This is a genomic window from Streptomyces sp. NPDC053755, assembly GCF_040677675.1.
Classification (GTDB): domain Bacteria; phylum Actinomycetota; class Actinomycetes; order Streptomycetales; family Streptomycetaceae; genus Streptomyces.
The window spans coordinates 180,693-200,859 of record NZ_JBFASK010000004.1; the positions used below are offsets into that span (position 1 = coordinate 180,693).

The window sequence follows — 20,167 nt, forward strand, 5'->3', positions numbered from 1 at the left end:
TGACAGCGTTTGCCGAGGGTTTCCGGCCGACCGACTCGGCTTCTGGCTTGCCCAGTTGCGCCTCGCAACCGATAGCATCGCCCGAAAGCCGCCGTCCCCCGCCAGTGCGGCATCATCCGCTACGAAGGTCATTCATGCCCCACAGCCAAACCTCTGCACCTCGCGACAGCCTCGCTGGCGTACGCCTCGCGCGCGGAGCCTCGCCGTGGCTCCTGCCGACCGTCGCCACCGCGGCCCTCAGCCTCGCCCGGGCGCGCAAGTCCGGTCGCTGGGCCGCTGTCGCCGTGCCCACCACCGCTCTCGCGGCGGGCATGCTGTGGTTCTTCCGCGACCCCGAGCGCGAGATCGCTCAGGGCCGGGTCATCTCCCCCGCCGACGGTGTGGTGCAGAGCATCATGCCGTGGAAGGACGGGCGGACCCGGGTCGCCATCTTCATGAGCCCGCTGAACGTCCACGTCAACCGCGCGCCGCTGGCCGGCACGGTGACGTCCGTGGAGCACATCCCGGGCGGGTTCGTCCCGGCGTTCAACAAGGAGAGCGAGAACAACGAGCGCGTTGTCTGGCACTTCGACACCGAGCTGGGCGACATCGAGATGGTGCAGATCGCGGGGGCCGTGGCCCGTCGCATCGTGCCGTACATCCCCCAGGGGACGAAGGTCGAGCAGGGCGAGCGCATCGGTCTGATCCGTTTCGGGTCGCGCGTTGACATCTACCTTCCGGAAGGTGTCGACGTCGCTGTCGAGGTCGGTCAGACCACGACTGCGGGGGTGACTCGCATTGACCGTGATTGATCCCGACACACGAGCCGGCGACTGGGTCGCCGACGCGGAGGCGGACGGCGCCGAGGACTCCGAGGAGATGCCGCTGTCGCTGAGGCTGTCCATAGCGGACGCCCTCACGCTCGGTAACGCCACGTGTGGCTTCATGGCGGTGTACTTCACCACCACCGGCATCCTCATCCCGCACCTCACGGGCAGCTCCGAGACCGGCATGGCGCGCAACAGCGCCGCCACCGCCGTGATCCTCATGCTGGCCGCGGCGATCTTCGACCTCTTCGACGGCATCGTGGCCCGCAAGCTGCGCAGCTCGCCGATGGGCGCGGAGCTGGACAACCTCTCGGACCTGATCAGCTTCGGCCTGGCCCCGGCCTACTTCGTGCTCGTGTACGGAATGGTCGCGGACGACGCCCAGCAGAAGGTCTCGGCGGTGGCCGCGATCGTGGTGCTGCTCGCGGTGGTGCTGCGGCTGGCGAGATTCTCGTGCGTGACGATGAAGGACGGCATGTTCCAGGGCATGCCGAGCCCCTTCGGCGCGCTGACGGTCGTCTCGATCGTGCTGCTGGAGCTGCCGTTCATCCCGACGCTGCTCGCGATCATCGGGGTGGCGTGGCTGATGGTGAGCCGGGTCGAGTACCCCAAGCCGCGGGGCGTCCTCGCGGTGGCGATGCTCGCCTGGATCGTCGGCGCCATGGGCATGCTGGCGGCCTGGGCCTTCGACGCTCCGGGCGGACAGTTCCTGCTCCAGACCGGCTGCGCGCTGCAGGTGGTGATGGGCGCCGTGATCCCCCTCTTCGCGACGGCCCGTCGGGTGAACACCTTCCGCGGCAACCGCCGCGAGAGCCGCGAGGCCCGCGCGGCCCAGGTGCCGTAGCCACGCACCGAGTGCCCGGACGTACGGAAGGGGCCCGAACGCGAGAGACGCGTTCGGGCCCCTTCCGTATGTCCGTCTCCGCCTAGAGCCGCTTGTAGTACAGCGTCGTGGGGCGCAGGGTCCCGGAGGGGTCGGCGGCGAAGTCGGGGATGGTGCCGGCCCGCGTCCAGCCCGCCTTGCGGTAGAGGCCCTCCGCGGGGCTGTCCGTCTGGGTGTCCAGGATCAGGAGGGTGAGGCCCTCTCGGGCCGCGTGTTCCTCCGCCGCGGCGAGCAGACGGCCGCCGAGGCCCTGGCCGCGCGCCGCGCGGTGGACGATGAGCCGGGCGATCTCGCCCCGGTGCCGGCCGTTCGGCTTGTCCGTACGGGAGAGGGTGACCGCCCCGAGGATGTCGCCGGACGGGCCGTGGGCGGCCCAGACCTCGCGGGCGCCCCGCTCCGCCTCCTCGGCGACGGTGAGCCACCACGCGGCCGCCGCCGAGGTGTCCAGGGGCGCGAGGAACCCCAGGGAGGCTCCCCCGTCGACCGCGTCGACCAGGAGCGCGGCGAGGCCGTCGGCGGCCTGGGCGCGGACGTGCGCGGGGGCGAGCCGCTCGACGCGCGCGGCGGGGTCGAGCCGCTTCTCCAGGCACAGCAGGCCCGGCCGGTCGTCCCACGGGCGGACCGTCTCGAAGCCGAGCTTCCGGTACAGGGCGAGGGCGTGCTCGCGCCAGATCCAGACCGAGAGGCGCACGGCGGGCGCGCCCGCCGTCGCGGCCCGGCGCAGCGCCCCGTCCATCAGGGCCGCCGCCGTGCCGCTGCCCCGGGCCGCCGGGTCGACCCAGAGGCGCTTGATCTCCGGTACGCCGTCCGCGTGCGGCGCGGTCAGCACGACCGTCCCGGTCGCGGTGCCCTCACCGTCCACGGCCAGCAGGAGGGTGTCCCGTGCGAAGGCGGTCGCCGGGGAGAGGACCTCGGCGCGGTAGGCCGGCGGGAGGGCGTCGGGGGAATCGACCGGGACGCCCTTCTCCGCCTCCGTGCCGAGGTGGTACGCGCCGAGGAGGGCGGGGATCCGGGGATCGTCGAGGGTGGCCGTCCGGACCGTGACATGCTCGTTCATGGGCCGAGCATCACATTCCGTTGTTGCCGCCGGATGACGAGCGCTCCGGCCCTACCATGATCACATGCGTGTACTCCTCGCGGGCGCCACGGGCGCGGTCGGCCGGCTGCTTCTCCCCCTCCTCCTCGAAGCGGGTCACGAGGTCACCGGTCTGACGCGGTCGGCCGACGGTCTGGACCGGATCCGGGCGAGCGGCGCGCGGGCCGTGCGGGCCGACGCGCTGGACGCGAAGGGCCTGGGGCGGGCGGTGGCCGAGGCGGCGCCGCAGGCGGTGATCCACCAGCTGACGGATCTCTCCGGCGCCGACGGGGCCGCGAACGACCGGCTGCGGCGCGAGGGCACGCGTCACCTCGTCGACGCCGCCCGCGCGGCCGGCGTCGGCCGGATCGTCGCCCAGTCGATCAGCTGGGCCTACGCGCCCGGGGACGGTCCCGCCGACGAGTCCGTACCGCTCGACGGCACCGGCGAGCAGCCGAGGGCCCGGATCGTGGCGGGTGTCCGGGCGCTGGAGGAGACCGTCGCCGAGCTGCCCGAGGCGGTGGTGCTGCGGTACGGGATCCTCTACGGCCCCGGCACCTGGTACGCCCCCGGCGGTCCGGTGGCCGCCGCGCTCGGCGGCGATCCCGGGGCGCGGTTCCTGGGAAGTCTCGCGGCGGACGACTCCGTCAGCTCCTTCGTCCATGTCGGGGACGCGGCGCGGGCGGCCCTGCTCGCGCTGGAGTGGCCCGCCGGGGCCTACAACGTGGTGGACGGGGAACCGGCCGCCGGGCACGCCTGGGTTCCCGTCCTGGCGCGGGCGCTGGGGGTTCCCGCGCCGGGCCGGACGGCGGGCGGCGCCCCCTGGGCCCGGGGCGCGGCCGACCGCCGGGCCCGGGCCCGGGGGTGGACGCCGTCGTACCCCTCCTGGCGTGACGGATTCGCCCGCCAGGAGGGGTGAGAGGGGTCCGGGGCGGGTGCGCGGCGGCTCGTCGCGCACGCCGCCCCGGCCGGCGGGTCAGCCCGCCTTCGGGGTGTAGCCCTGCGCCGCCTCGGAGACGAAGGGCTCGCGGACGGTCCGCATGCCTCCGGGGACGGTCTTGTCGGGCTGGATGATGACGGACTCCAGCGACGAGGGCGCCTTGGGGTCGCTGAAGTCGTGCTTGATGCCGAAACCGGCGTCGTAGTCGTTCAGCGTGAGGAGCGCCTTGTCGACGCCCTCGCGGGTGAGGTCCTTCTCGGCGCACGCCTTCTTCAGGGCCTCGCCGAAGACGCTCGCCGCGGTCCAGCCGGCGACGATGCCGTTGTCGAGGCTGTCGCCCGGGTAGGCGGCCTTGTAGTCGGCGACGAGCTTCTTGGCGGCCGGGGTGTCCGCGCCGATCGGAAGGCTCGGCGAGGCGAACCAGTACATCTTCTCCAGCGCCGGGCCGGCCTGCGTCCCGAGCAGCTGCGGGGCGAACGCCGAGTTGTTGCCGACGATGGGCACCTGGAGCTTCACCGCCGCCGCGACGCCCACGAGGGACGCCGCCTGGCGCGGGCCCGCGCTGATGACGATGCCCTTGACGCCCGCCTGCCGGAGCGCCGCGACCTGCGCCGACATGTCGTTGTCGGTGGGCTTGATCTTCTGCTCCACCACCGTCAGCCCCGCCTTCTGCGCCGCGTACGTGGAGCCGGCGAGGGCGTTCTCGCCGTAGTCGCCCTCGAAGTAGACGTGGCCGAGCTTGTCGCCGGACTTCAGGCCCTTCTCCTTGACCAGGAAGTCCACCGCGTTGATCGTCTCCACGTCGTACGTGGCGCCGACGACGCGGATGTACGGGGAGCCGAGCAGCGAGGCCGACCACGCCTGCGGCAGGACGACCCCCTTGTCCTGGCCGTCGATGCGCTGCTTGACGGCGGCGACGAACGGGGAGCCGATGAACTGCGCGTAGCCGACCACCTTCGGTTCCAGCTCGGTGTACGCCGAGAGCGCCTTCTGCGGGTCGTACCCGTGGTCGCGGACCGTCAGCTCCAGCTGCCGGCCGCAGATCCCGCCGGCGGCGTTGGCCTGCTTGACGTACAGCTGCTGGGCCTGCGTGACGCTCTTGCCGAGGGTGGCGTAGACCCCGGTCATGTCGGTGAGCGCGCCGATCGCGATGGTCTTGTCGGTGACGCCCTTGCCGGCCTTCACCCCGCCCGCGCCGGTGCCCTGGTCGTCGCCGCTCTTGGCCTTGGAGCTGCATCCGGCCGCGGTGAGCGCGACCAGGACGGCGAGTGCGGCGGTCAGGCCCCGCACAGCCTGTCGTCGGTGGTTCATCTGTCCTCCCCTGAGGATTGCGTGGTGCGTGAGGGTTGTGTGGTGCGCCGTGCGGCCAGCCGGACCAGGCCTCCGGGCAGGAAGAGCACCACCGCGACGACGGCGGCGCCGTAGAGATAGCGCGAGGCCTCCCCTGGTGCGATCCCGCCCGTCCCGGGGGCGGAGACCAGGGGTAGTGCGTCGCTGTACCGGTTGAGGAGCTGCGGCAGCAGGGAGACGAAGACGCCCCCGACCACCGCTCCGGCGACCGAGCCGAGACCGCCGATGACGATCATGGCCAGGTATTCGAGGGAGAGCATCATGCCGAAGTACTCCGGCACGGTCCGCTGGAAGACCAGCGCGAGAAGGACGCCGGCGAGGCCCGCGTACATGGAGGACAGGACGAAGACGGCGGCCCGGTAGCGGGCCACGGGGATGCCCATGACGCCTGCCGCGATCCGGTGGTCCCGGATGGCGTTCATGGCGCGGCCGGGGCGTCCCCGCAGCACCCCGCGGGCGAACAGCGCGCCGACGAGCACCAGGACCAGACCGAGGTACCAGAGCTTCTCGGCGGCGCCGAACGGCACCTGGGCGACGAGGAGTTCGCTGTCGTCGAAGGTGATGCCGAAGAGGCTGAGCGGGGGCACCGCCCGGCCGTTGAAGCCGCCGGTGAGGTCGTGGGCGTTGAAGAGGACGTGCTGGCCGATGAAGATCAGCGCGAGGGTGGCGATGCCGAGGTAGGCGCCCCGGAGCCGTCCCGCGATCGGCGAGAAGACCCCTCCGGCGAGCCCCGCGAGCATGACGGCCAGGACGGCGGCGAGCCAGCCGGGGAGGCCCAGGCCGGTGAGCCCGTCGTCACCGTCGCCTGCGAAGGCGCAGTAGCCGTAGGCGCCGACGGCGAGGAAGAAGGCGTGGCCCATGGAGAGCTGACCGGTCGCGCCGGTGAGCAGGTTGATGCCGATGGCGCCGATGGCGGCGGCCATGGCGAACAGACCGGCCTGGAGCCAGAAGCGGTCGAGGTAGAACGGGAACGCGGCGAGGACGAGGCCGGCGACGGCCCAGCCGTAGACCCGGGGGCGGGCGACGGCGGCGAACCCGCGGCGGGGCAGCGCGTCAGACACGGGCCAGCTCCTTCGTGCCGAAGAGTCCGGCCGGGCGGATCAGCAGGACCGCGACCATCACCAGGTACGGCGCCAGGTCGCCGATGCCCCGGCCGAGGAAGGTCAGATCGCCCTGGTAGCCGGTGGCGAGGGACTCGGTGATCCCGACGAGGAGTCCGCCGACGAGGGCGCCGGTGGTGGAGTCGAGCCCGCCGAGAATCGCGGCCGGGAAGGCCTTCAGAGCGGCGAGCGAGGTGGAACGCTCCAGGCCGGGGGTCGGGAAGACGGTGAGGAAGAGCGCGGCCACGGCGGCGAGCCCGCCCGCCACCGCCCAGGCGCCGAGCGAGACCCGGCCGAGCCGGATGCCCATGAGCGCGGCGGTCTCCTGGTTCTCGGCGGCGGCGCGCATGGCGACGCCCCACGAGGTGTGGCGGAAGGCCAGCAGGAACGCGGTGATGAGCAGCGCCGCCGCGAGGAAGGCCGCGATCCGGGTCTCGGCGATCGTGACGGGGCCGAAGGTGACGACCGCGTCGCCCCACGGGTCGCCGAGCGCCAGGATGTCGGTGCCGATCCGGCGGGTGAGTTCGGTGGCGAGCAGGATGTCGACGCCGATGGTGACGATGGCGAGCACGCTGTGGTCGGAGCCGCGGTACCGGCGCATGACGAGGAACTCGACGGCCGCGCCGACCACGGCCGCGCCGGCGATGCCGACGAGCAGCGCGGGCCAGAAGCCGAGGCGGTCGTGGAGGACGGCGGTGAAGTAGCCGCCGGCGAGCAGGAGCGAGGCGTGGGCGAAGTTGACGACCTCGGTGGCGCGGAAGATCACCACGAAGCCGAGGGCGATGAGGGCGTAGATGGAACCCAACGAGACGCCGTTGAGCAGGAGTTCGGCGAAGGTGGTCACTCGGCGGTCTCCTCTCCGAGATAGGCGCGGACGACCGCCGGGTCGTTCTGTACGTCGCCGGGGGCGCCGTCGGCGATGCGACGGCCGAAGTCGAGGACGGTGACGGCGTCGGCGAGCCGCATCACCACTCCCATGTCGTGTTCGACGAGGACGATGGAGATCCCGAGGCTGTCCCGCACGCCGGCGATGACGGCGGCGGTACGACGGCGCTCGTCGGCGGTCATCCCGGCGACGGGCTCGTCGAGAAGCAGCAGCTTGGGCTCCATGCACAGCGCGCGGGCGAGTTCGGCGAGCTTCTGCTGCCCGTAGGGAAGGGATCCGGCGGGCTGCGCCAGCTGCTTCTCCAGGCCGACGAACGCGGCGATCTCCCGGACGCGGGCCCGGTGGCGGGCGTCCTCGCGGGAGGCGGAGGGGAGCCGGAGCCCGGCGGCGACGAAGCCGGTGCGGGTGAGGCGGTGGCGGCCCAGCATCAGGCTGTCCTCGACGGTGGCCATCGGCGGCAGCGCCAGGTTCTGGAAGATCCGGGCGACCCCGAGGTCCGCGATCTTGTGCGGCGGCAGTCCGGTGAGCTCCTGCTCTCCGAACCGTACGGAGCCCGACGTGGCCTTGTAGACCCCGGAGAGCACGTTGAAGCAGGTGGACTTGCCGGCGCCGTTGGGGCCGATGACGGCGTGGACGGTGCCGGGCCGGACGGTGAACCCGATGGAGTCGAGCGCGGTGAGTCCGGCGAAGCGGACGGTGACGTCCCGTACCTCCAGGGCGGGGACGGGGGTGGCGGCGCCCTGCGCCCCGGCCGGTGGCGTGGTGTCGCTCATCGGGCCTCCTCCCAGCGGGAGAGCACGGGGTGGGCGGTGGCCGCGCCCGCCGCGTCGGCGGCTGCGTCCTCGTCGACGACGCCCAGATAGCGGCGGCGCACCTCGTCGGAGGCGGCCAGTTCGTCGGCCGGTCCGGAGAGGGTGACCTCGCCGACCTCCAGGACGTACGCCCGGGAGGCGAGGCGCAGGGCGAGCGCCGCGTTCTGCTCGACGAGCAGTACGGCCGTTCCCTGGGCGTTGATCTCCCGGATGGTGTCGGCGATGCGCGCAGCCATCAGCGGCGCGAGCCCGAGCGAGGGCTCGTCGAGGAGGAGCAGCTTCGGCGAGGCCATCAGGGCGCGGCCGACCGCGAGCATCTGCTGTTCGCCGCCGGAGAGCAGTCCCGCACGCTGGCTCCCGCGTTCGGCGAGGACCGGGAAGAGCTCGTGGACCCGGGCGAGGGCCGATGCCTTCGCCGCGCGGTCACCGCGCGCCCCCAGCGCCCCGGCGCGCAGGTTGTCCTCGACCGTCATGCGGGCGAAGACCTGGCGCCCCTCGGGCACCTGGGAGACTCCGGCGGCCACGACCCGGTCGGGCGCGAGCCCGCCGAGCTCCCGGCCGCCGAAGCGCACGGTGCCGGAGACGACGGCACCCCCGTGGAACGACAGTGTGCGCGAGACGGCGCGCAGCAGCGTGGACTTCCCGGCGCCGTTGCCGCCGAGGACGGTGACGACGCTGCCTTCCGGCACTTCGAGCGACACCCGGCGCAGTGCGCGTACGGGTCCGTACCCCGCCGACAGGTCCGCTACCTCGAGGGCGAGTGCGGTACCTCCCATGGCTCCCCTTCCGTGGCCCGCCCGGATTCCGTGGCCTGTCCTTGCGTCGGCCTGTCCCGTCGCCGGGACCTGTTCGGATTCCGTGGCCTGTTCAGTGGCGCTCACCCCAGCACCGCGGGGGCCGCCCGTCCACGTCCGGCGGCCGAAACGCTGCCGGTGACCAGCGGGTGCGGCGGCGGGTTGTGCACGGGCACAACAGTGCGTGTCAGGGGCCTGTGGGATGAGCCGGAGGGATGGCATCCTCCGGTCATGGGACGGCGCAGACCACGGACCGGCGATGACTGGAAGCTGCTGGCACAGGCGTGCACGGCGCTTCTGGAACGGCTGCCGGAGCTGGTGGACGAGCATCTGAGAGAGCTGCACGCGTACGAGCCGGCGTACGGCCGGATCGTGCCGCACGATCAGCACTGGCAGGAGGCGCACGAGGCGATGCGGATCGGGATCGAGATGATCTCGGCGCCCCGCGACTCGCCCCGGCGGGATCTGGAGCACGCCGACGAGATGGGCCGGCGGCGGGCGGAGCAGGGGATGCCGCTGGAGCTGGTGGTGCACTCGTACCGTTCGGCCGGGCACCTGGTGTGGGAGGCGCTGATCGAGAACGCCGCGGCGGATCCGGCGCAGCTGACGGCTCTGATGCAGTCGGCGACCATGGTGTGGCACGCGGTGGACGCGCAGGCGGACACGGCGTCGGAGGCGTACCGGGCGACGGAACTGGAGCTGCGGCGGCGCACCGACGAGCAGCTGCAGGCGCTGCTCGACGCGCTGTTGCAGGGGCAGCGGACGCCGGAGGTGGTCTCGCGGGCGGCGGCGGGCCTGGACCTGCCGGAGCACGGCCGGTACGCGGTGGTGGTGCTGCGCTACGACCGCCGGGAGGTGCCGGAGCCGTTCCACCGGCGGGTGCAGGGTGCGGGCGTGCGGTTCCTGTGGCGGATGCGCGCGGACTGCGAGATCGGCGTGGTGTCGCTGACGGAGGGCACGGGCCTGGACGCGCTGTCGGAGCTGCTGACCGGACGCTGTCCGGGGCCCGGCGGGATCAGTCCGGTGGTGTCGGGCCTCGCGGAGCTGGGCCGGGCCCGGCGTCTGGCGGAACTGGCCCTGCGCACGTGTCCGCCGGAGTCCCACGAGATCGTCCGGCTCGACCGGCGGATGGCGGGCGCGCTGGTGGTCGGCCAGCCGGAGATGGCGGGTCTGCTGATCACGGGCGTCCTGGGCGGGCTGCTCGACCTGGACCCGGCGGACCGGGCGATCCTCCTGGAGACCCTGGACGTGTGGCTCGACTGCGAGGGCTCGGCGGGCCGCGCGGCGGGCCGGCTGTACTGCCACCGCAACACGGTCTTCAACCGCCTGCGCCGCCTGGAGCAGCTGACGTCCCGCTCGCTGTCCCGGCCGCGGGACCTGACGGAGATGACGCTGGCCCTGGACGCCTTCCGGCTGACGGCCTCGGGCTGAGGGCGGCCGCCGGGAACGGGGCCGGCGCGGGCGCGGCTCGTGTGCGGACGCGGTCTTGCCCGGCCGGCCTCCGCCCGGCCGGCGCGGACCCGACGCCGGTACCCCGCCGGTGGGCGGGGGGGGCGAGGCACCGCCGGAGCTGCCCGTGCCGGCGGGGCGAGGGACGCGCCGGAGCCCGCAGGCCGTGCGCGGCGCCGGCGTCGCCCGCGCGGGCGGGGGCCGGGCCCCCGCCCGCGCGGGATGTCAGACGAGGGTGTCGCGGGCGATGGTGGCAGCGACCTGCTCCAGGAGGGGGCCGGCCTCGGCGATGCACTTCGCCGTGTCCGGTTCCAGGTCCGTGAGCGGGTAGGCGCGGCGGATGCCGGCCGCGCCGAGCGTCTCGGGGTCGAGCGCCAGACGGCCGCAGACCGCGACGACGTCCTTGCCGGCCGCCCGGGCCGCCGACGCGACGCCCGCGGGGGCCTTGCCGTGCAGGGTCTGCTCGTCGAGGGAGCCCTCGCCGGTGACGACCAGGGTGGCCCGCTCGAGCGCCGGGGCGAAGCCCAGGACGTCCAGCATCAGCTCGATGCCGGGGCGGAAGCTCGCGTCCAGGCCGACCAGCGCGCCGTAGCCGATGCCGCCCGCGCCGCCCGCGCCCGGGGCGACGGCGCACTCCGACGCCTTGGGGCCGATGGCCTTCTCCAGGACGGTGACGAAGTGCGCGAGCGCCGCGTCCAGGGTCTCGACGTCCTCGGGGGACGCCCCCTTCTGCGGGCCGTAGACCGCCGGAGCGCCCTTCGGTCCGGTGAGGGGGTTGTCCACGTCGCTGGCGAGGACCAGGTCGACCGAGGCGAAGCGGGGGTCGAGACCGGAGAGGTCGGCCGTGGCCAGGTCCCGCAGCGGCCCGCCGCCGGGGGCGACCGGCTTGCCGTCCGCGTCCAGGAACACCGCGCCCAGCGCGGCGAGCATGCCGGCCCCGCCGTCCGTGGTGGCGCTGCCGCCGACGCCGAAGACGATGGTGGTCGCGCCCGCGTCGAGAGCGGCTCGCAGCAGTTCGCCGGAGCCGTACGTGGTCGCGGTCAGGGGTGCGAAGACACCGGTCGGAAGCAGCTGCAGGCCGGACGCCTCCGCCATCTCCACGACGGCCGTCGTCCCGCGCAGCGCGAAGGCCGCCGTCACCGGCTCGCCGAGCGGCCCGGTCACGCGCACCTCGCGGCGCTCGAAGCCGGCCGCCACCGCGGCCGCCACCGTGCCGTCGCCGCCGTCCGCGACGGGCAGCGTCTCCACCTCCAGCTCCGGGACGACCCGTCGCAGCCCAGCCGTGACCCGCTCCGCGACCTGTACGGCCGTGAGCGAACCCTTGAACTTGTCGGCCGCGACGAGCACGTGTGCCCGCCCCTGTGCGACCTCAGTTACTGCTCCGTCCGTCACCTTGCATCCCTTGCTTTCGAACAGGCAGTCGCGCCGAGGCCGACCCTATCCGGAGCGCAAGACGCCATGCCACCCCCTGATGAGGCGATATTCCCTCTCATAAGGGGCGTCGGATGCGCGACGATCGATCAAAGGGTCCGGGTGGTCGCGCCGGGTCCGCGACGGCGCTCCCCGGCGGCCGTCCCCCTCGGCCGTCCCCCGTCGAGCGCGAGGGCGGCCGAGCGGCCGGTGGTGCTCGCTACGCTGACGGCATGACGACGACCGACTACGCCGCGTACATCGCCGGTCTGCCGAAGGTCCTGGCCGGTGCGGCCGCCCTCCTCCGGGACGCGTCCGGCCGGGTGCTGGTGGTGGAGCCGAACTACCGCGAGGGCTGGACGCTGCCGGGCGGGACGATCGAGTCCGACACGGGCGAGACGCCCCGGCAGGCGGCCCGCCGCGAGACCGCCGAGGAGATCGGCCTCGACGTGGAGCTCGGCGCGCTGCTCGCGGTCGACTGGGCGCTCGGCCCGGGCCGGCCGCCGATCGTGGCGTACGTGTTCGACGGCGGGGTGCTGTCCCCGGAGCGGCTCGGGGCGATCCGTCTCCAGGAGGAGGAGCTGCTCTCCTGGAAGCTCGTGACCCGCGAGGAGATCCCCGCGCACCTCCTGGGGCACCTGGGCACCCGGGTCCTCGCCGCCCTGGACGCCCTCGGCTCGGGCCGCGGACCGGCGGAGCTGGAGAACGGCCAGCCCCAGCGCCCCGGCCCGGCTCCGCACCCCGGTCCGGAGGGCGCCGGCGGGCCGGTGCCAGGCTGACCGCACACCCCGGGGCCGGTCCCCCGAAATACGCTCGCGGGAGCCCGGTGCCGGGTCCTAGGCTCCCGTCATGACCATGGTCGCCATACTCACCGGTGCCGGAATCTCCACGGACTCCGGCATCCCCGACTACCGCGGGCCCGACGGGGAGTGGACGCGCGACCCGGAGGCCGAGAAGGTCGTCACGTACGCGTACTACATGGCCGATCCGGAGATCCGGCGGCGGGCGTGGCGGATGCGGCTGGACGGGCCGGTGGGGCGGGCCGAACCGAACGTCGCCCATCGGGCGATCGCCGCCTTCGAGAAGCGCGGGAACCCGGTCCGGGTGATCACGCAGAACGTCGACGGACTCCATCAGCTCGCCGGGGTGTCCGAGCGCAAGGTCCTCGAACTGCACGGCTCGGCGCGGTCCGTGGTGTGCACCCGATGCCGTGTCCGCTCCCCCATGGACGAGGCGCTGGACCGGGTCCGGGCGGGTGAGGACGATCCGGCGTGCCGGGACTGCGGGGGCATCCTCAAGTCGGCCACCGTGCTCTTCGGCCAGCGGCTCGACCCGGTCGTCCTCGGCCAGGCGATGTCGATCGCCAAGGGCACGGAGGTGTTCCTCGCGGTCGGTTCGAGTCTCCAGGTCCAGCCGGCCGCCTCCCTCGCGAAGATCGCCGCCGAGCACGGCGCGCGGCTGGTCATCGTGAACGCCCAGCCCACCGCGTACGACGAGATCGCCGACGAGGTCGTGCGGGAGCCGATCGGCACCGCGCTGCCCGCGCTCCTGGACCGGCTGCTCTGACCCACCGCCCCCGGGACTGTCCCCCGGGGGCCGGGCCGCGTCAGAACAGGGTGTCGGTCCGCCCCGACTCGAAGGCGAGCAGCCGCTGTTTGCGGCCGAGGCCGCCGCCGTACCCGGTCAGGGAGCCGCTCGCGCCGATGACGCGGTGGCAGGGCACGACGATGGAGACGGGGTTCTTCCCGTTGGCCAGGCCCACCGCGCGGGACGCGCCGGGGCTGCCGAGGGCCTCGGCCAGCTCTCGGTACGTCCGGGTCTCGCCGTACGGGATGAGGCGGAGCTGCTCCCAGACGCGGAGCTGGAACGGGGTGCCGACCAGCTTCAGGGGCAGGTCGAACACCGTGAGTTCGCCGGCGAAGTAGGCGTCGAGCTGGCGGACCGCCTCGCCGAAGGGGCGCGGATCGGGCGCCCCGAAGGTCTCCTCCGGCGGGCGGTGGCGCTGGTCGGTCATGTGGATGCGGCTGAGGACGCCGTCGACGGCGACCAGGGTCAGCGCGTCGTACGGACTGTCGACGACCAGGTGCTGAACGGTGGGCATGGCGGGGCGGCTTCCTTAGGCGGGGAGGTGGTTGACCGGGTGACTGTCGGTGGCCCAGAGGTACTGCACGGCGTACGCGCGCCAGGGCCTCCAGCGCGCGGCGCGGGCGGTCAGCGCGCCCGGCGTGGACGGCAGGCCCAGGCGCTCGGCGGCCCGGCGCACGCCCAGGTCTCCGGGGAGGAAGGCGTCGGGGTCGCCGAGGGCGCGCATCGCGATGACCTCGGTGGTCCAGGGCCCGAAGCCGGGCAGGGCCGTGAGCCGGGCACGGGCCTCCTCCCAGTCGCTGGCGGGGCCCAGGTGCAGGGAGCCGTCGGCGAGCGCCTCCACCAGTGTGAGGAGGGTGTGACGGCGGCTCCGGGGCAGCGCGAGCGACGCGGGGTCGAGGCCGGCCAGCGCGCGAGGGGCGGGGAAGAGGTGGGTCAGGCCGCCCTCGGGGTCCTCGACGGGGACGCCGTGCGCCGCGACCAGGCGGGCCGCGTGGGTGCGGGCGGCCGCCGTGGAGACCTGCTGGCCGAGCACGGCGCGCACCGCGAACTCGGCGGCGTCGACGGTCCGCGGGACCCGGCGCCCCGGCGCCCGGTCGACCAGCGGCGCGAGCAGCGGGTCGCCGCGCAGCTGGTCGTCGACCGCGACCGGGTCGGCGTCGAGGTCGAGCATCCAGCGGCAGCGGCTGATGGCGTGGGTCAGATCGCGGGGGTCGGTGAGGGAGAGCCGGCAGGCGATGTGGTCGGGGCGCGGCGCCAGGGCCACGATGCCGTGGCCGTGCGGCAGGGCCAGCGTCCTGCGGTAGGCGCCGTCCCGCCACTCCTCGACACCGGGTACGGCGGTCGCGGCGAGGTGCCCGAAGAGGTTGGACGGGTCGAGGGGCGCGCGGTGGGGCAGGCGCAGCGCGATCACGCCGGGCGTGACCGGGGCCGTGGGGCGCGAGCGCGTCGCACGGGCCCGCAGTTCTCCGGGCGCGAGGGCGAAGACCTCCCGGACCGTGTCGTTGAAGGTACGGATGGAGGCGAAGCCGGCCGCGAAGGCGATCTCGGCCATGGGCATCGGGGTGGTCTCGATGAGCAGCCGGGCGGTCTGCGCCCGCTGGGCGCGGGCCAGAGCCAGCGGCCCGGCGCCCAGCTCGGCGAGGAGCTGGCGCTCGATCTGGCGGGTGGAGTAGCCGAGCCGGGCCGCCAGCCCGGGGACGCCTTCGCGGTCCACGACCCCGTCCTGGATGAGGCGCATCGCCCGGGCGACGGCGTCGGCGCGGACGTTCCACTCCGGGGAGCCGGGGCTGGTGTCAGGCCGGCAGCGTTTGCAGGCCCGGAACCCGGCGCGCTGGCAGGAGGCGGCACTGGGGTGGAAGACCATGTTCTCGGCCTTCGGCGGCACGACCGGGCAGCTGGGACGGCAGTAGATCCGGGTGGTCAGGACAGCGGTGAAGAAGACGCCGTCGAAACGGGCGTCCTTGGACCGGACGGCCCGCACGCAGCGCTCGGTGTCGGTGTGCATGTGTCCAGGATCGGGGACGGCGGGCACCCGGGCTGGCGAGAAAACGACATCGACCTCGTCTGGCCGGTGCCGCCTCGATTTCCCGGCGCGGCGGGGGCAGCATGGGAGGAAGAGAACTCTGCGGCGCCGGCGAGCCGAGGAAGTGGACGGGTGACAGCCGAGTCCGTGATGACAGCGACATCCTTGAGAAGAACCCCATGACCGGACGTCTCGGACGACCACGGGGGCTGTGGGTGCGCAGTGTCGCCGGTCAGGTCTTCGCCCTGCAGGCCGTCATCGTGGCGCTGCTGGTGACCGTGGGTGCGCTGGCCCTCGTCTTCCAGACCCGTTACGACAGCGAGCGCGAGGCCCGCAACCGCTCGCTCGCCGCCGCCGAGGCGTTCGCGCACGCGCCGGGCCTGGTGGACGCGCTGAAGGCGCCCGATCCGACGGCCCTCCTGCAGGGACGGGCCGAGGCGGCCCGGGTGGCCGGGGGCCTGGACTTCCTGGCGGTGATGACGCCGGACGGCATCCGCTACACCGACGCCCGGCCCGATCTGATCGGGCAGCGGGCGACGGGGGACATCGCCCGTGCCAGGGGCGGGGAGTCGTTCACGGAGATCTTCACCGGGGAGCCCACCGACGCCGTCCGGGCGATCGTGCCCGTGCGGACCGAGGACGGTGACGTCGTCGGCCTGGTCGGTACCGGAATCGAGATCGAGAACGTGTCCAACGTGGTCGAGGGGCAGCTGCCGCTGCTGCTCGGGACGGCGGGCGGCGCGCTGCTGCTCGCGGTGGGCGGAGCCGCGCTCGTGAGCCGGCGGCTGCGGCGCCAGACGCACGGCCTCGGGCCGGTCGAGATGACCCGGATCAACGAGCACCACGAGGCGGTCCTGCACGCCGTCCGCGAGGGCGTGCTCATCATCGACGCCGACCGCCGGCTGCTGCTCGCCAACGACGAGGGACGCCGTCTCCTCGACCTGCCGCCCGACGCCGAGCAGCGGCACGTCACCGAGCTGGGCCTGGATCCGGCCACCGCCGCGCTGCTCGCCTCCGGGAGGGCGGCGACGGACGAGGTGCACCTGGCGGGCGACCGCCTGCTGGCCGTGAACGTCCGCCCCACGGAGCCGTACCGCGGGCGGCCCACCGGAACCGTCATGACGCTGCGCGACTCCACCGAGCTCGCCGCGCTGTCCGGCCGGGCGGAGGTGGCCCGGGGCCGGCTCCAGCTGCTGTACGACGCCGGGGTGCGCATCGGCAGCACCCTGGACGTGGTGCGCACGGCGGAGGAGCTGTCGCAGGTCGCGGTGCCGCGCTTCGCCGACTACGTCACCGTGGAGCTGCTCGAGCCGGTGCTGAGCGGCGAGGAGCCGTCGGGTGCGTACACGGAGATGCGCCGCGCGGCGCTGACCGGCATCGGGGACGATCACCCGCTCCAGCCGGTGGGCGACCTCATCCGGTGTGTCGTGCCGACGACGCCGATGGCGACGGCGCTGGACCGCGGGCACGCGGTGCTCGTGGAGGACCTGAGCACGGCCGACGGCTGGCGGGCCCAGGACCCGGAGGGAGCCGCCGGGGCGCTCGACTACGGTCTGCACTCGCTGGTGGCCGTGCCGCTGCTGGCCCGGGGGGTCGTGCTCGGCATGGCGAACTTCTGGCGGGCGGAGACCGCCGAGCCGTTCGGGGACGACGATCTGTCGTTCGCGGAGGAGCTGACCGCGCGGGCCGCGGTCTCCATCGACAACGCCCGCCGCTTCACCCGGGAGCACGCGATGGCTGTCACCCTCCAGCGCAGCCTCCTCCCCCGCGTGCTGCCGGAGCTGTCCGCCGTCGACGTGGCCCACCGCTACCTGCCGGCGAAGGCCGGGGTCGGCGGTGACTGGTTCGACGTCATCCCGCTTCCCGGCGCCCGGGTGGCCCTCGTCGTCGGAGACGTCGTCGGACACGGCCTGCACGCCGCCGCGACGATGGGCCGGCTGCGCACGGCGGTGCACAACTTCTCCACCCTGGACCTGCCGCCCGACGAGCTGCTCGGCCACCTGGACGAGCTGATCGACCGGATCGACCGGCCCGAGACGGGGAACGGCGCGGGCCCGGAGGAGGGCGAGGATGCGCCGGCGGGCTCCGAGCGCGACCCGATCACCGGCGCGACCTGCCTGTACGTGATCTACGACCCCGCGAACGGCCGCTGCGCCATGGCGGGCGCCGGGCATCCCGGGCCGGCGCTCGTGCACACCGACGGGCGGGTGGAGTTCCCCGAGCTGCCGGCGGGGCTGCCCCTGGGCGTGGGCGGGATGCCGTTCGAGGCGACGGAGCTGACGCTTCCCGAGGGCAGCCGCCTGGTGCTGTTCACCGACGGCCTCCTGGAGAACCGCGACCGGGACTTCGACACCGGCCTGGCGCTGCTCGCGGAGGCCCTGGCCCGGCCCGGCCGCAGTCCGGAGCAGGCCTGCGCCGACGTCCTGGCCGCGCTGCTCGTACCGGCTCCCGACGACGACATCGCGCTGCTCGTCGCCGAGACCCGCCGCCTGCCGTCCGACTGCATCGCCGAGTGGGACGTGCCGGCCGACCCGGCCGCGGTCTCCCGCATCCGCAACGCGGCCTCGGCCCAGATCGCCGCCTGGGACCTGGGCGACATCGCCTTCACCGCCGAACTGATCCTGAGCGAGCTGATCACCAACGCCATCCGCTACGGCGCCGAACCGATCCGGGTGCGGCTGCTGCGCGACCGCCGCCTGATCTGCGAGATCGCCGACGGGAGCAGCACCTCCCCGCATCTGCGGTACGCGGCGACCACCGACGAGGGCGGCCGGGGGCTCTTCCTGGTCGCGCAGTTCGCCGAGCGCTGGGGCACGCGGTACACCGACCGGGGCAAGGTGATCTGGGCGGAGCTGACCCTGACCACGGCGCCCGCACGGGCGGCGGCGGAGCTGGGCGTACCCGACCTCGACGCGCTGGAGCGGCTGGCCTGGTGATCCCCGGGCCGGGGTTCCTCGGGAGGCCCTACGTCACCGAGGTGCGGGCGAGGAGCACCGCGACGTCGTCCCCCGGCGCGCAGGGCAGCAGCTGTTCGAGGATGCCGTCGCAGAGCTGGGACAGCGGCCGTTCGAGATCGAACAGCGCCCGGGCGAGCTGGTCCATGCCCTGGTCGAGATCCCGGTCCCTGGCCTCGATGAGGCCGTCGGTGTAGAGGACGAGCACGCTGCCCGGGGGCAGCAGCACCTCGTCGGTGCGGAAGTCCTGGACCCCGGTGCCCAGCGGTGTGCCGGCCGGCCCCTCCAGGAAGGTGATCGTCCCGTCGGCCGTGGCCACCGCCGGCGGCGGATGGCCCGCCCGGGCGACCACGACGCTGCCGGTGGCCGGGTCGTGGACGGCGTAGACGCAGGTCGCCATCTCGTCCTCGCCGAGGTCGGCGACGGCGGCGTCCAGCGAGCGGAGCAGCTCCGTGGGCGGGACGCCGTGCCGGGCGAGGGTCCGTACGACGGTACGGAGCTGGCCCATGACGGCGGCGGCGTGGACGCCGTGGCCCATGACGTCACCGATGACCAGGGCGGTGCGCCCCTCGGGGAGGGCGATGACGTCGAACCAGTCGCCGCCGACGTCGTGGTCGCTCGCGGGGAGGTAGCGGCCGGTCAGTTCGAGGCCGTCGACCTTGGGCAGGGAGCTGTTCGTCAGGCTGCGCTGCAGGGTCAGGGCGGCTTCCCGCTGCGCCGTGTACATCCGCGCGTTGTCGATGTTCAGGGCCGCGCGGGCGACCAGTTCGTCCAGGAGGACCCAGTCCTGCTCGTCGAACGGCTCCCGGCCGTAGACCCGGGTGACGGTGACCGCGCCGAGCACCTTTCCGCGGGCGATGAGCGGGACGAGGCGCGCGGAGCCGATGTGGGCGGTGAAGTAGTCCCGGAGCGCTGCGTAGCGGCTGTCGGGGAAGAGCGCGGGGAGGTCGGAGTGGTAGAGGTTCATCGGCCGGCCCTCGGTGACGACCCGTTCGTAGACCGTCCCGAGGGGGATCTGGAAGGTCTGGCCCGGAGTGAGCAGCGCGGTGGGGGCCGAGGGGTCGGGGAAGACGGCCGCCAGCCGGCGCAGCAGCCCCTGGGTGGACGCGCCGGCCGCGGCGGCGGCCTCGTCGGGGGCGAGGACCGCCTCCAGCATCTGGACGTCCGCCGAGTCGGCGAAGTGGGGCACCAGGACGCGGACCACCTCCTCGGCGGTCTGGCGCAGGTCGAGGGTGGTGCCGATGCGGGTGCCCGCCTCGGCGAGCAGGGCGAAGCGGGAGCGGGCCCGCTCGGCCTCGACGAGGGCGCGCTGGCCGTCGGTGATGTCGATGAGGGAGGCGATGAGGCCCAGGCGCCGTCCGGAGCCGTCGAGGAGGGGGGCGTACGAGCAGGACCAGGTCCGGTCGTGGTCGGGGTCGGCCGGGGTGCGGCCGGTGCGGCGGACGTCGACGACGGCCTCGCCGCGGTCCAGGACCTGGCGCATGGTCGCCTCCAGCGCGGAGGCGTTGACTCCGGGCACCACCTCGGTGAGCCGCTTGCCGAGGTGCTCGGCTGCGGAGACGCCGTTCATGCGGGCCAAGGCGTCGTTGACGCGCAGGAACCGCAGGTCGGGGCCGAGGGTGGCGAGGCCGATGGGCGACTGGGTGAAGAGGCTCTGCAGGGCGGCGAGCGAGTCCCGCATGCGCAGGACCTCGGAGGTCTCGACCGCGATCAGCATGGCGCCGGGCCGCCCCCGCGGGTCGGCCTCGGGGAGGATCCACATCTCCATCGTCACGTCGTGGCCGTCGCGGTGCCGGACGGGCAGGGTGCCGACGACGGTCTCCCCGGCGTGGACGCGGCGTGTCAGCTGGGCGGCGAGTTCCTGGTTGGACTCGGGGGCGAGGACGGGGGTCGCGGGGCGGCCGAGCAGCTCCTCGGGGCGGTAGCCGAGGAGGTCCTGCGCGGCGAGGGACCACTCGACGACGGAGCCGTCGGCGTCCTCCCGCCACAGGGCGATCGGCAGCACTTCGCGCAGCACACCGGCGTACCCGACGGCCGCCGGCGGCCGTCCCGGCGTCTCGCTCGGCGACTGATCAGTGTCCAACGCATCGACCTAACC

The 20,167-nt window shown here is 74.1% G+C and carries 17 protein-coding genes; 7 read left to right on the forward strand and 10 right to left on the reverse strand.

Annotated elements, in window-relative coordinates; translation table 11 throughout:
- Positions 1-134: 134 nt before the first annotated feature.
- Entirely contained in the window at positions 135-791 is a 657-nt protein-coding gene (locus AB0K65_RS06940) for a phosphatidylserine decarboxylase (protein ID WP_365714682.1), read from the forward strand.
- Positions 784-1,650 carry a CDP-diacylglycerol--serine O-phosphatidyltransferase gene (pssA, locus tag AB0K65_RS06945; RefSeq protein ID WP_365714816.1) on the forward strand — a complete coding sequence of 289 codons (867 nt, stop codon included), beginning with the start codon at positions 784-786 and terminating at the stop codon, positions 1,648-1,650. The genes AB0K65_RS06940 and pssA overlap by 8 nt, the downstream gene beginning before the upstream one ends.
- An 82-nt stretch (positions 1,651-1,732) precedes the next feature.
- Here pssA and AB0K65_RS06950 read toward each other — a convergent pair whose 3' ends face one another.
- A complete protein-coding gene (locus AB0K65_RS06950) occupies positions 1,733-2,746 on the reverse strand; it encodes a GNAT family N-acetyltransferase (protein WP_365714683.1) in 1,014 nt (337 codons plus the stop codon).
- A 64-nt stretch (positions 2,747-2,810) separates the two neighbouring features.
- On the opposite strand from AB0K65_RS06950, the gene AB0K65_RS06955 reads away from it, so the two are divergent.
- Positions 2,811-3,683: an NAD(P)-dependent oxidoreductase gene (locus AB0K65_RS06955; protein WP_365714684.1), complete on the forward strand. Its 873-nt coding sequence runs from the start codon at positions 2,811-2,813 to the stop codon at positions 3,681-3,683.
- A 57-nt stretch (positions 3,684-3,740) separates the two neighbouring features.
- On the opposite strand, the gene AB0K65_RS06960 is transcribed toward AB0K65_RS06955, so the two are convergent.
- From AB0K65_RS06960 to AB0K65_RS06980, 5 genes are read right to left on the reverse strand one after another with little or no spacing between them, the layout of a single operon-like run.
- A complete protein-coding gene (locus tag AB0K65_RS06960; protein ID WP_365714685.1) occupies positions 3,741-5,015 on the reverse strand; it encodes an ABC transporter substrate-binding protein in 1,275 nt (424 codons plus the stop codon).
- Positions 5,012-6,103, reverse strand: coding sequence for a branched-chain amino acid ABC transporter permease (locus AB0K65_RS06965; protein ID WP_365714817.1), 1,092 nt, complete (start codon positions 6,101-6,103; stop codon positions 5,012-5,014). Before AB0K65_RS06965 ends, AB0K65_RS06960 begins: the two co-directional genes overlap by 4 nt.
- 4 nt (positions 6,104-6,107) lie before the next feature.
- Positions 6,108-6,998 (reverse strand): branched-chain amino acid ABC transporter permease, encoded by an 891-nt coding sequence (locus AB0K65_RS06970; RefSeq protein ID WP_365714686.1) that lies wholly within the window; start codon positions 6,996-6,998, stop codon positions 6,108-6,110.
- Complete coding sequence (locus AB0K65_RS06975; protein WP_365714687.1) at positions 6,995-7,813, reverse strand: ABC transporter ATP-binding protein; 819 nt, start codon at positions 7,811-7,813, stop codon at positions 6,995-6,997. Before AB0K65_RS06975 ends, AB0K65_RS06970 begins: the two co-directional genes overlap by 4 nt.
- Positions 7,810-8,628, reverse strand: a complete 819-nt coding sequence (locus AB0K65_RS06980) for an ABC transporter ATP-binding protein (protein ID WP_365714688.1) — start codon at positions 8,626-8,628, stop codon at positions 7,810-7,812. The genes AB0K65_RS06975 and AB0K65_RS06980 overlap by 4 nt, the downstream gene beginning before the upstream one ends.
- Before the next feature lie 249 nt (positions 8,629-8,877).
- Between AB0K65_RS06980 and AB0K65_RS06985 the strand changes: the two genes are divergently transcribed.
- Complete coding sequence (locus AB0K65_RS06985) at positions 8,878-10,077, forward strand: helix-turn-helix domain-containing protein (protein WP_365714689.1); 1,200 nt, start codon at positions 8,878-8,880, stop codon at positions 10,075-10,077.
- A 243-nt stretch (positions 10,078-10,320) separates the two neighbouring features.
- Here AB0K65_RS06985 and AB0K65_RS06990 read toward each other — a convergent pair whose 3' ends face one another.
- Entirely contained in the window at positions 10,321-11,487 is a 1,167-nt protein-coding gene (locus AB0K65_RS06990) for a glycerate kinase (protein ID WP_365714690.1), read from the reverse strand.
- A gap of 251 nt (positions 11,488-11,738) precedes the next feature.
- Between AB0K65_RS06990 and AB0K65_RS06995 the strand changes: the two genes are divergently transcribed.
- Positions 11,739-12,284 (forward strand): NUDIX hydrolase, encoded by a 546-nt coding sequence (locus AB0K65_RS06995; RefSeq protein ID WP_365714691.1) that lies wholly within the window; start codon positions 11,739-11,741, stop codon positions 12,282-12,284.
- A 70-nt stretch (positions 12,285-12,354) separates the two neighbouring features.
- Complete coding sequence (locus tag AB0K65_RS07000) at positions 12,355-13,071, forward strand: Sir2 family NAD-dependent protein deacetylase (protein ID WP_365714692.1); 717 nt, start codon at positions 12,355-12,357, stop codon at positions 13,069-13,071.
- A gap of 40 nt (positions 13,072-13,111) precedes the next feature.
- On the opposite strand, the gene AB0K65_RS07005 is transcribed toward AB0K65_RS07000, so the two are convergent.
- Both AB0K65_RS07005 and AB0K65_RS07010 read right to left on the reverse strand, forming a co-directional pair.
- Positions 13,112-13,606 (reverse strand): methylated-DNA--[protein]-cysteine S-methyltransferase, encoded by a 495-nt coding sequence (locus tag AB0K65_RS07005; protein WP_365714693.1) that lies wholly within the window; start codon positions 13,604-13,606, stop codon positions 13,112-13,114.
- A 15-nt stretch (positions 13,607-13,621) separates the two neighbouring features.
- On the reverse strand, positions 13,622-15,097 hold the full coding sequence (locus AB0K65_RS07010; RefSeq protein WP_365714694.1) for an AlkA N-terminal domain-containing protein: 1,476 nt from the start codon (positions 15,095-15,097) through the stop codon (positions 13,622-13,624).
- A 197-nt stretch (positions 15,098-15,294) separates the two neighbouring features.
- On the opposite strand from AB0K65_RS07010, the gene AB0K65_RS07015 reads away from it, so the two are divergent.
- Entirely contained in the window at positions 15,295-18,051 is a 2,757-nt protein-coding gene (locus tag AB0K65_RS07015; protein ID WP_365714695.1) for a SpoIIE family protein phosphatase, read from the forward strand.
- A gap of 28 nt (positions 18,052-18,079) precedes the next feature.
- Here the strand turns inward: AB0K65_RS07015 and AB0K65_RS07020 are convergent, their stop codons facing one another.
- Positions 18,080-20,152 (reverse strand): SpoIIE family protein phosphatase, encoded by a 2,073-nt coding sequence (locus AB0K65_RS07020; protein WP_365714696.1) that lies wholly within the window; start codon positions 20,150-20,152, stop codon positions 18,080-18,082.
- Between the last annotated feature and the right edge of the window lie 15 nt (positions 20,153-20,167).

Bases quoted from the DNA above. Each gene is read 5' to 3' on its own strand.
- AB0K65_RS06960 (WP_365714685.1), bottom strand. From the start codon at position 5,015: ATGAACCACCGACGACAGGCTGTGCGGGGCCTGACCGCCGCACTCGCC.
- AB0K65_RS06950 (WP_365714683.1), bottom strand. From the start codon at position 2,746: ATGAACGAGCATGTCACGGTCCGGACGGCCACCCTCGACGATCCCCGG.
- AB0K65_RS07000 (WP_365714692.1), top strand. From the start codon at position 12,355: ATGACCATGGTCGCCATACTCACCGGTGCCGGAATCTCCACGGACTCC.
- AB0K65_RS07010 (WP_365714694.1), bottom strand. From the start codon at position 15,097: ATGCACACCGACACCGAGCGCTGCGTGCGGGCCGTCCGGTCCAAGGAC.
- AB0K65_RS06975 (WP_365714687.1), bottom strand. From the start codon at position 7,813: ATGAGCGACACCACGCCACCGGCCGGGGCGCAGGGCGCCGCCACCCCC.
- AB0K65_RS06980 (WP_365714688.1), bottom strand. From the start codon at position 8,628: ATGGGAGGTACCGCACTCGCCCTCGAGGTAGCGGACCTGTCGGCGGGG.
- AB0K65_RS07005 (WP_365714693.1), bottom strand. From the start codon at position 13,606: ATGCCCACCGTTCAGCACCTGGTCGTCGACAGTCCGTACGACGCGCTG.
- AB0K65_RS06940 (WP_365714682.1), top strand. From the start codon at position 135: ATGCCCCACAGCCAAACCTCTGCACCTCGCGACAGCCTCGCTGGCGTA.
- AB0K65_RS06955 (WP_365714684.1), top strand. From the start codon at position 2,811: ATGCGTGTACTCCTCGCGGGCGCCACGGGCGCGGTCGGCCGGCTGCTT.
- AB0K65_RS06985 (WP_365714689.1), top strand. From the start codon at position 8,878: ATGGGACGGCGCAGACCACGGACCGGCGATGACTGGAAGCTGCTGGCA.
- AB0K65_RS07015 (WP_365714695.1), top strand. From the start codon at position 15,295: ATGACCGGACGTCTCGGACGACCACGGGGGCTGTGGGTGCGCAGTGTC.
- AB0K65_RS06995 (WP_365714691.1), top strand. From the start codon at position 11,739: ATGACGACGACCGACTACGCCGCGTACATCGCCGGTCTGCCGAAGGTC.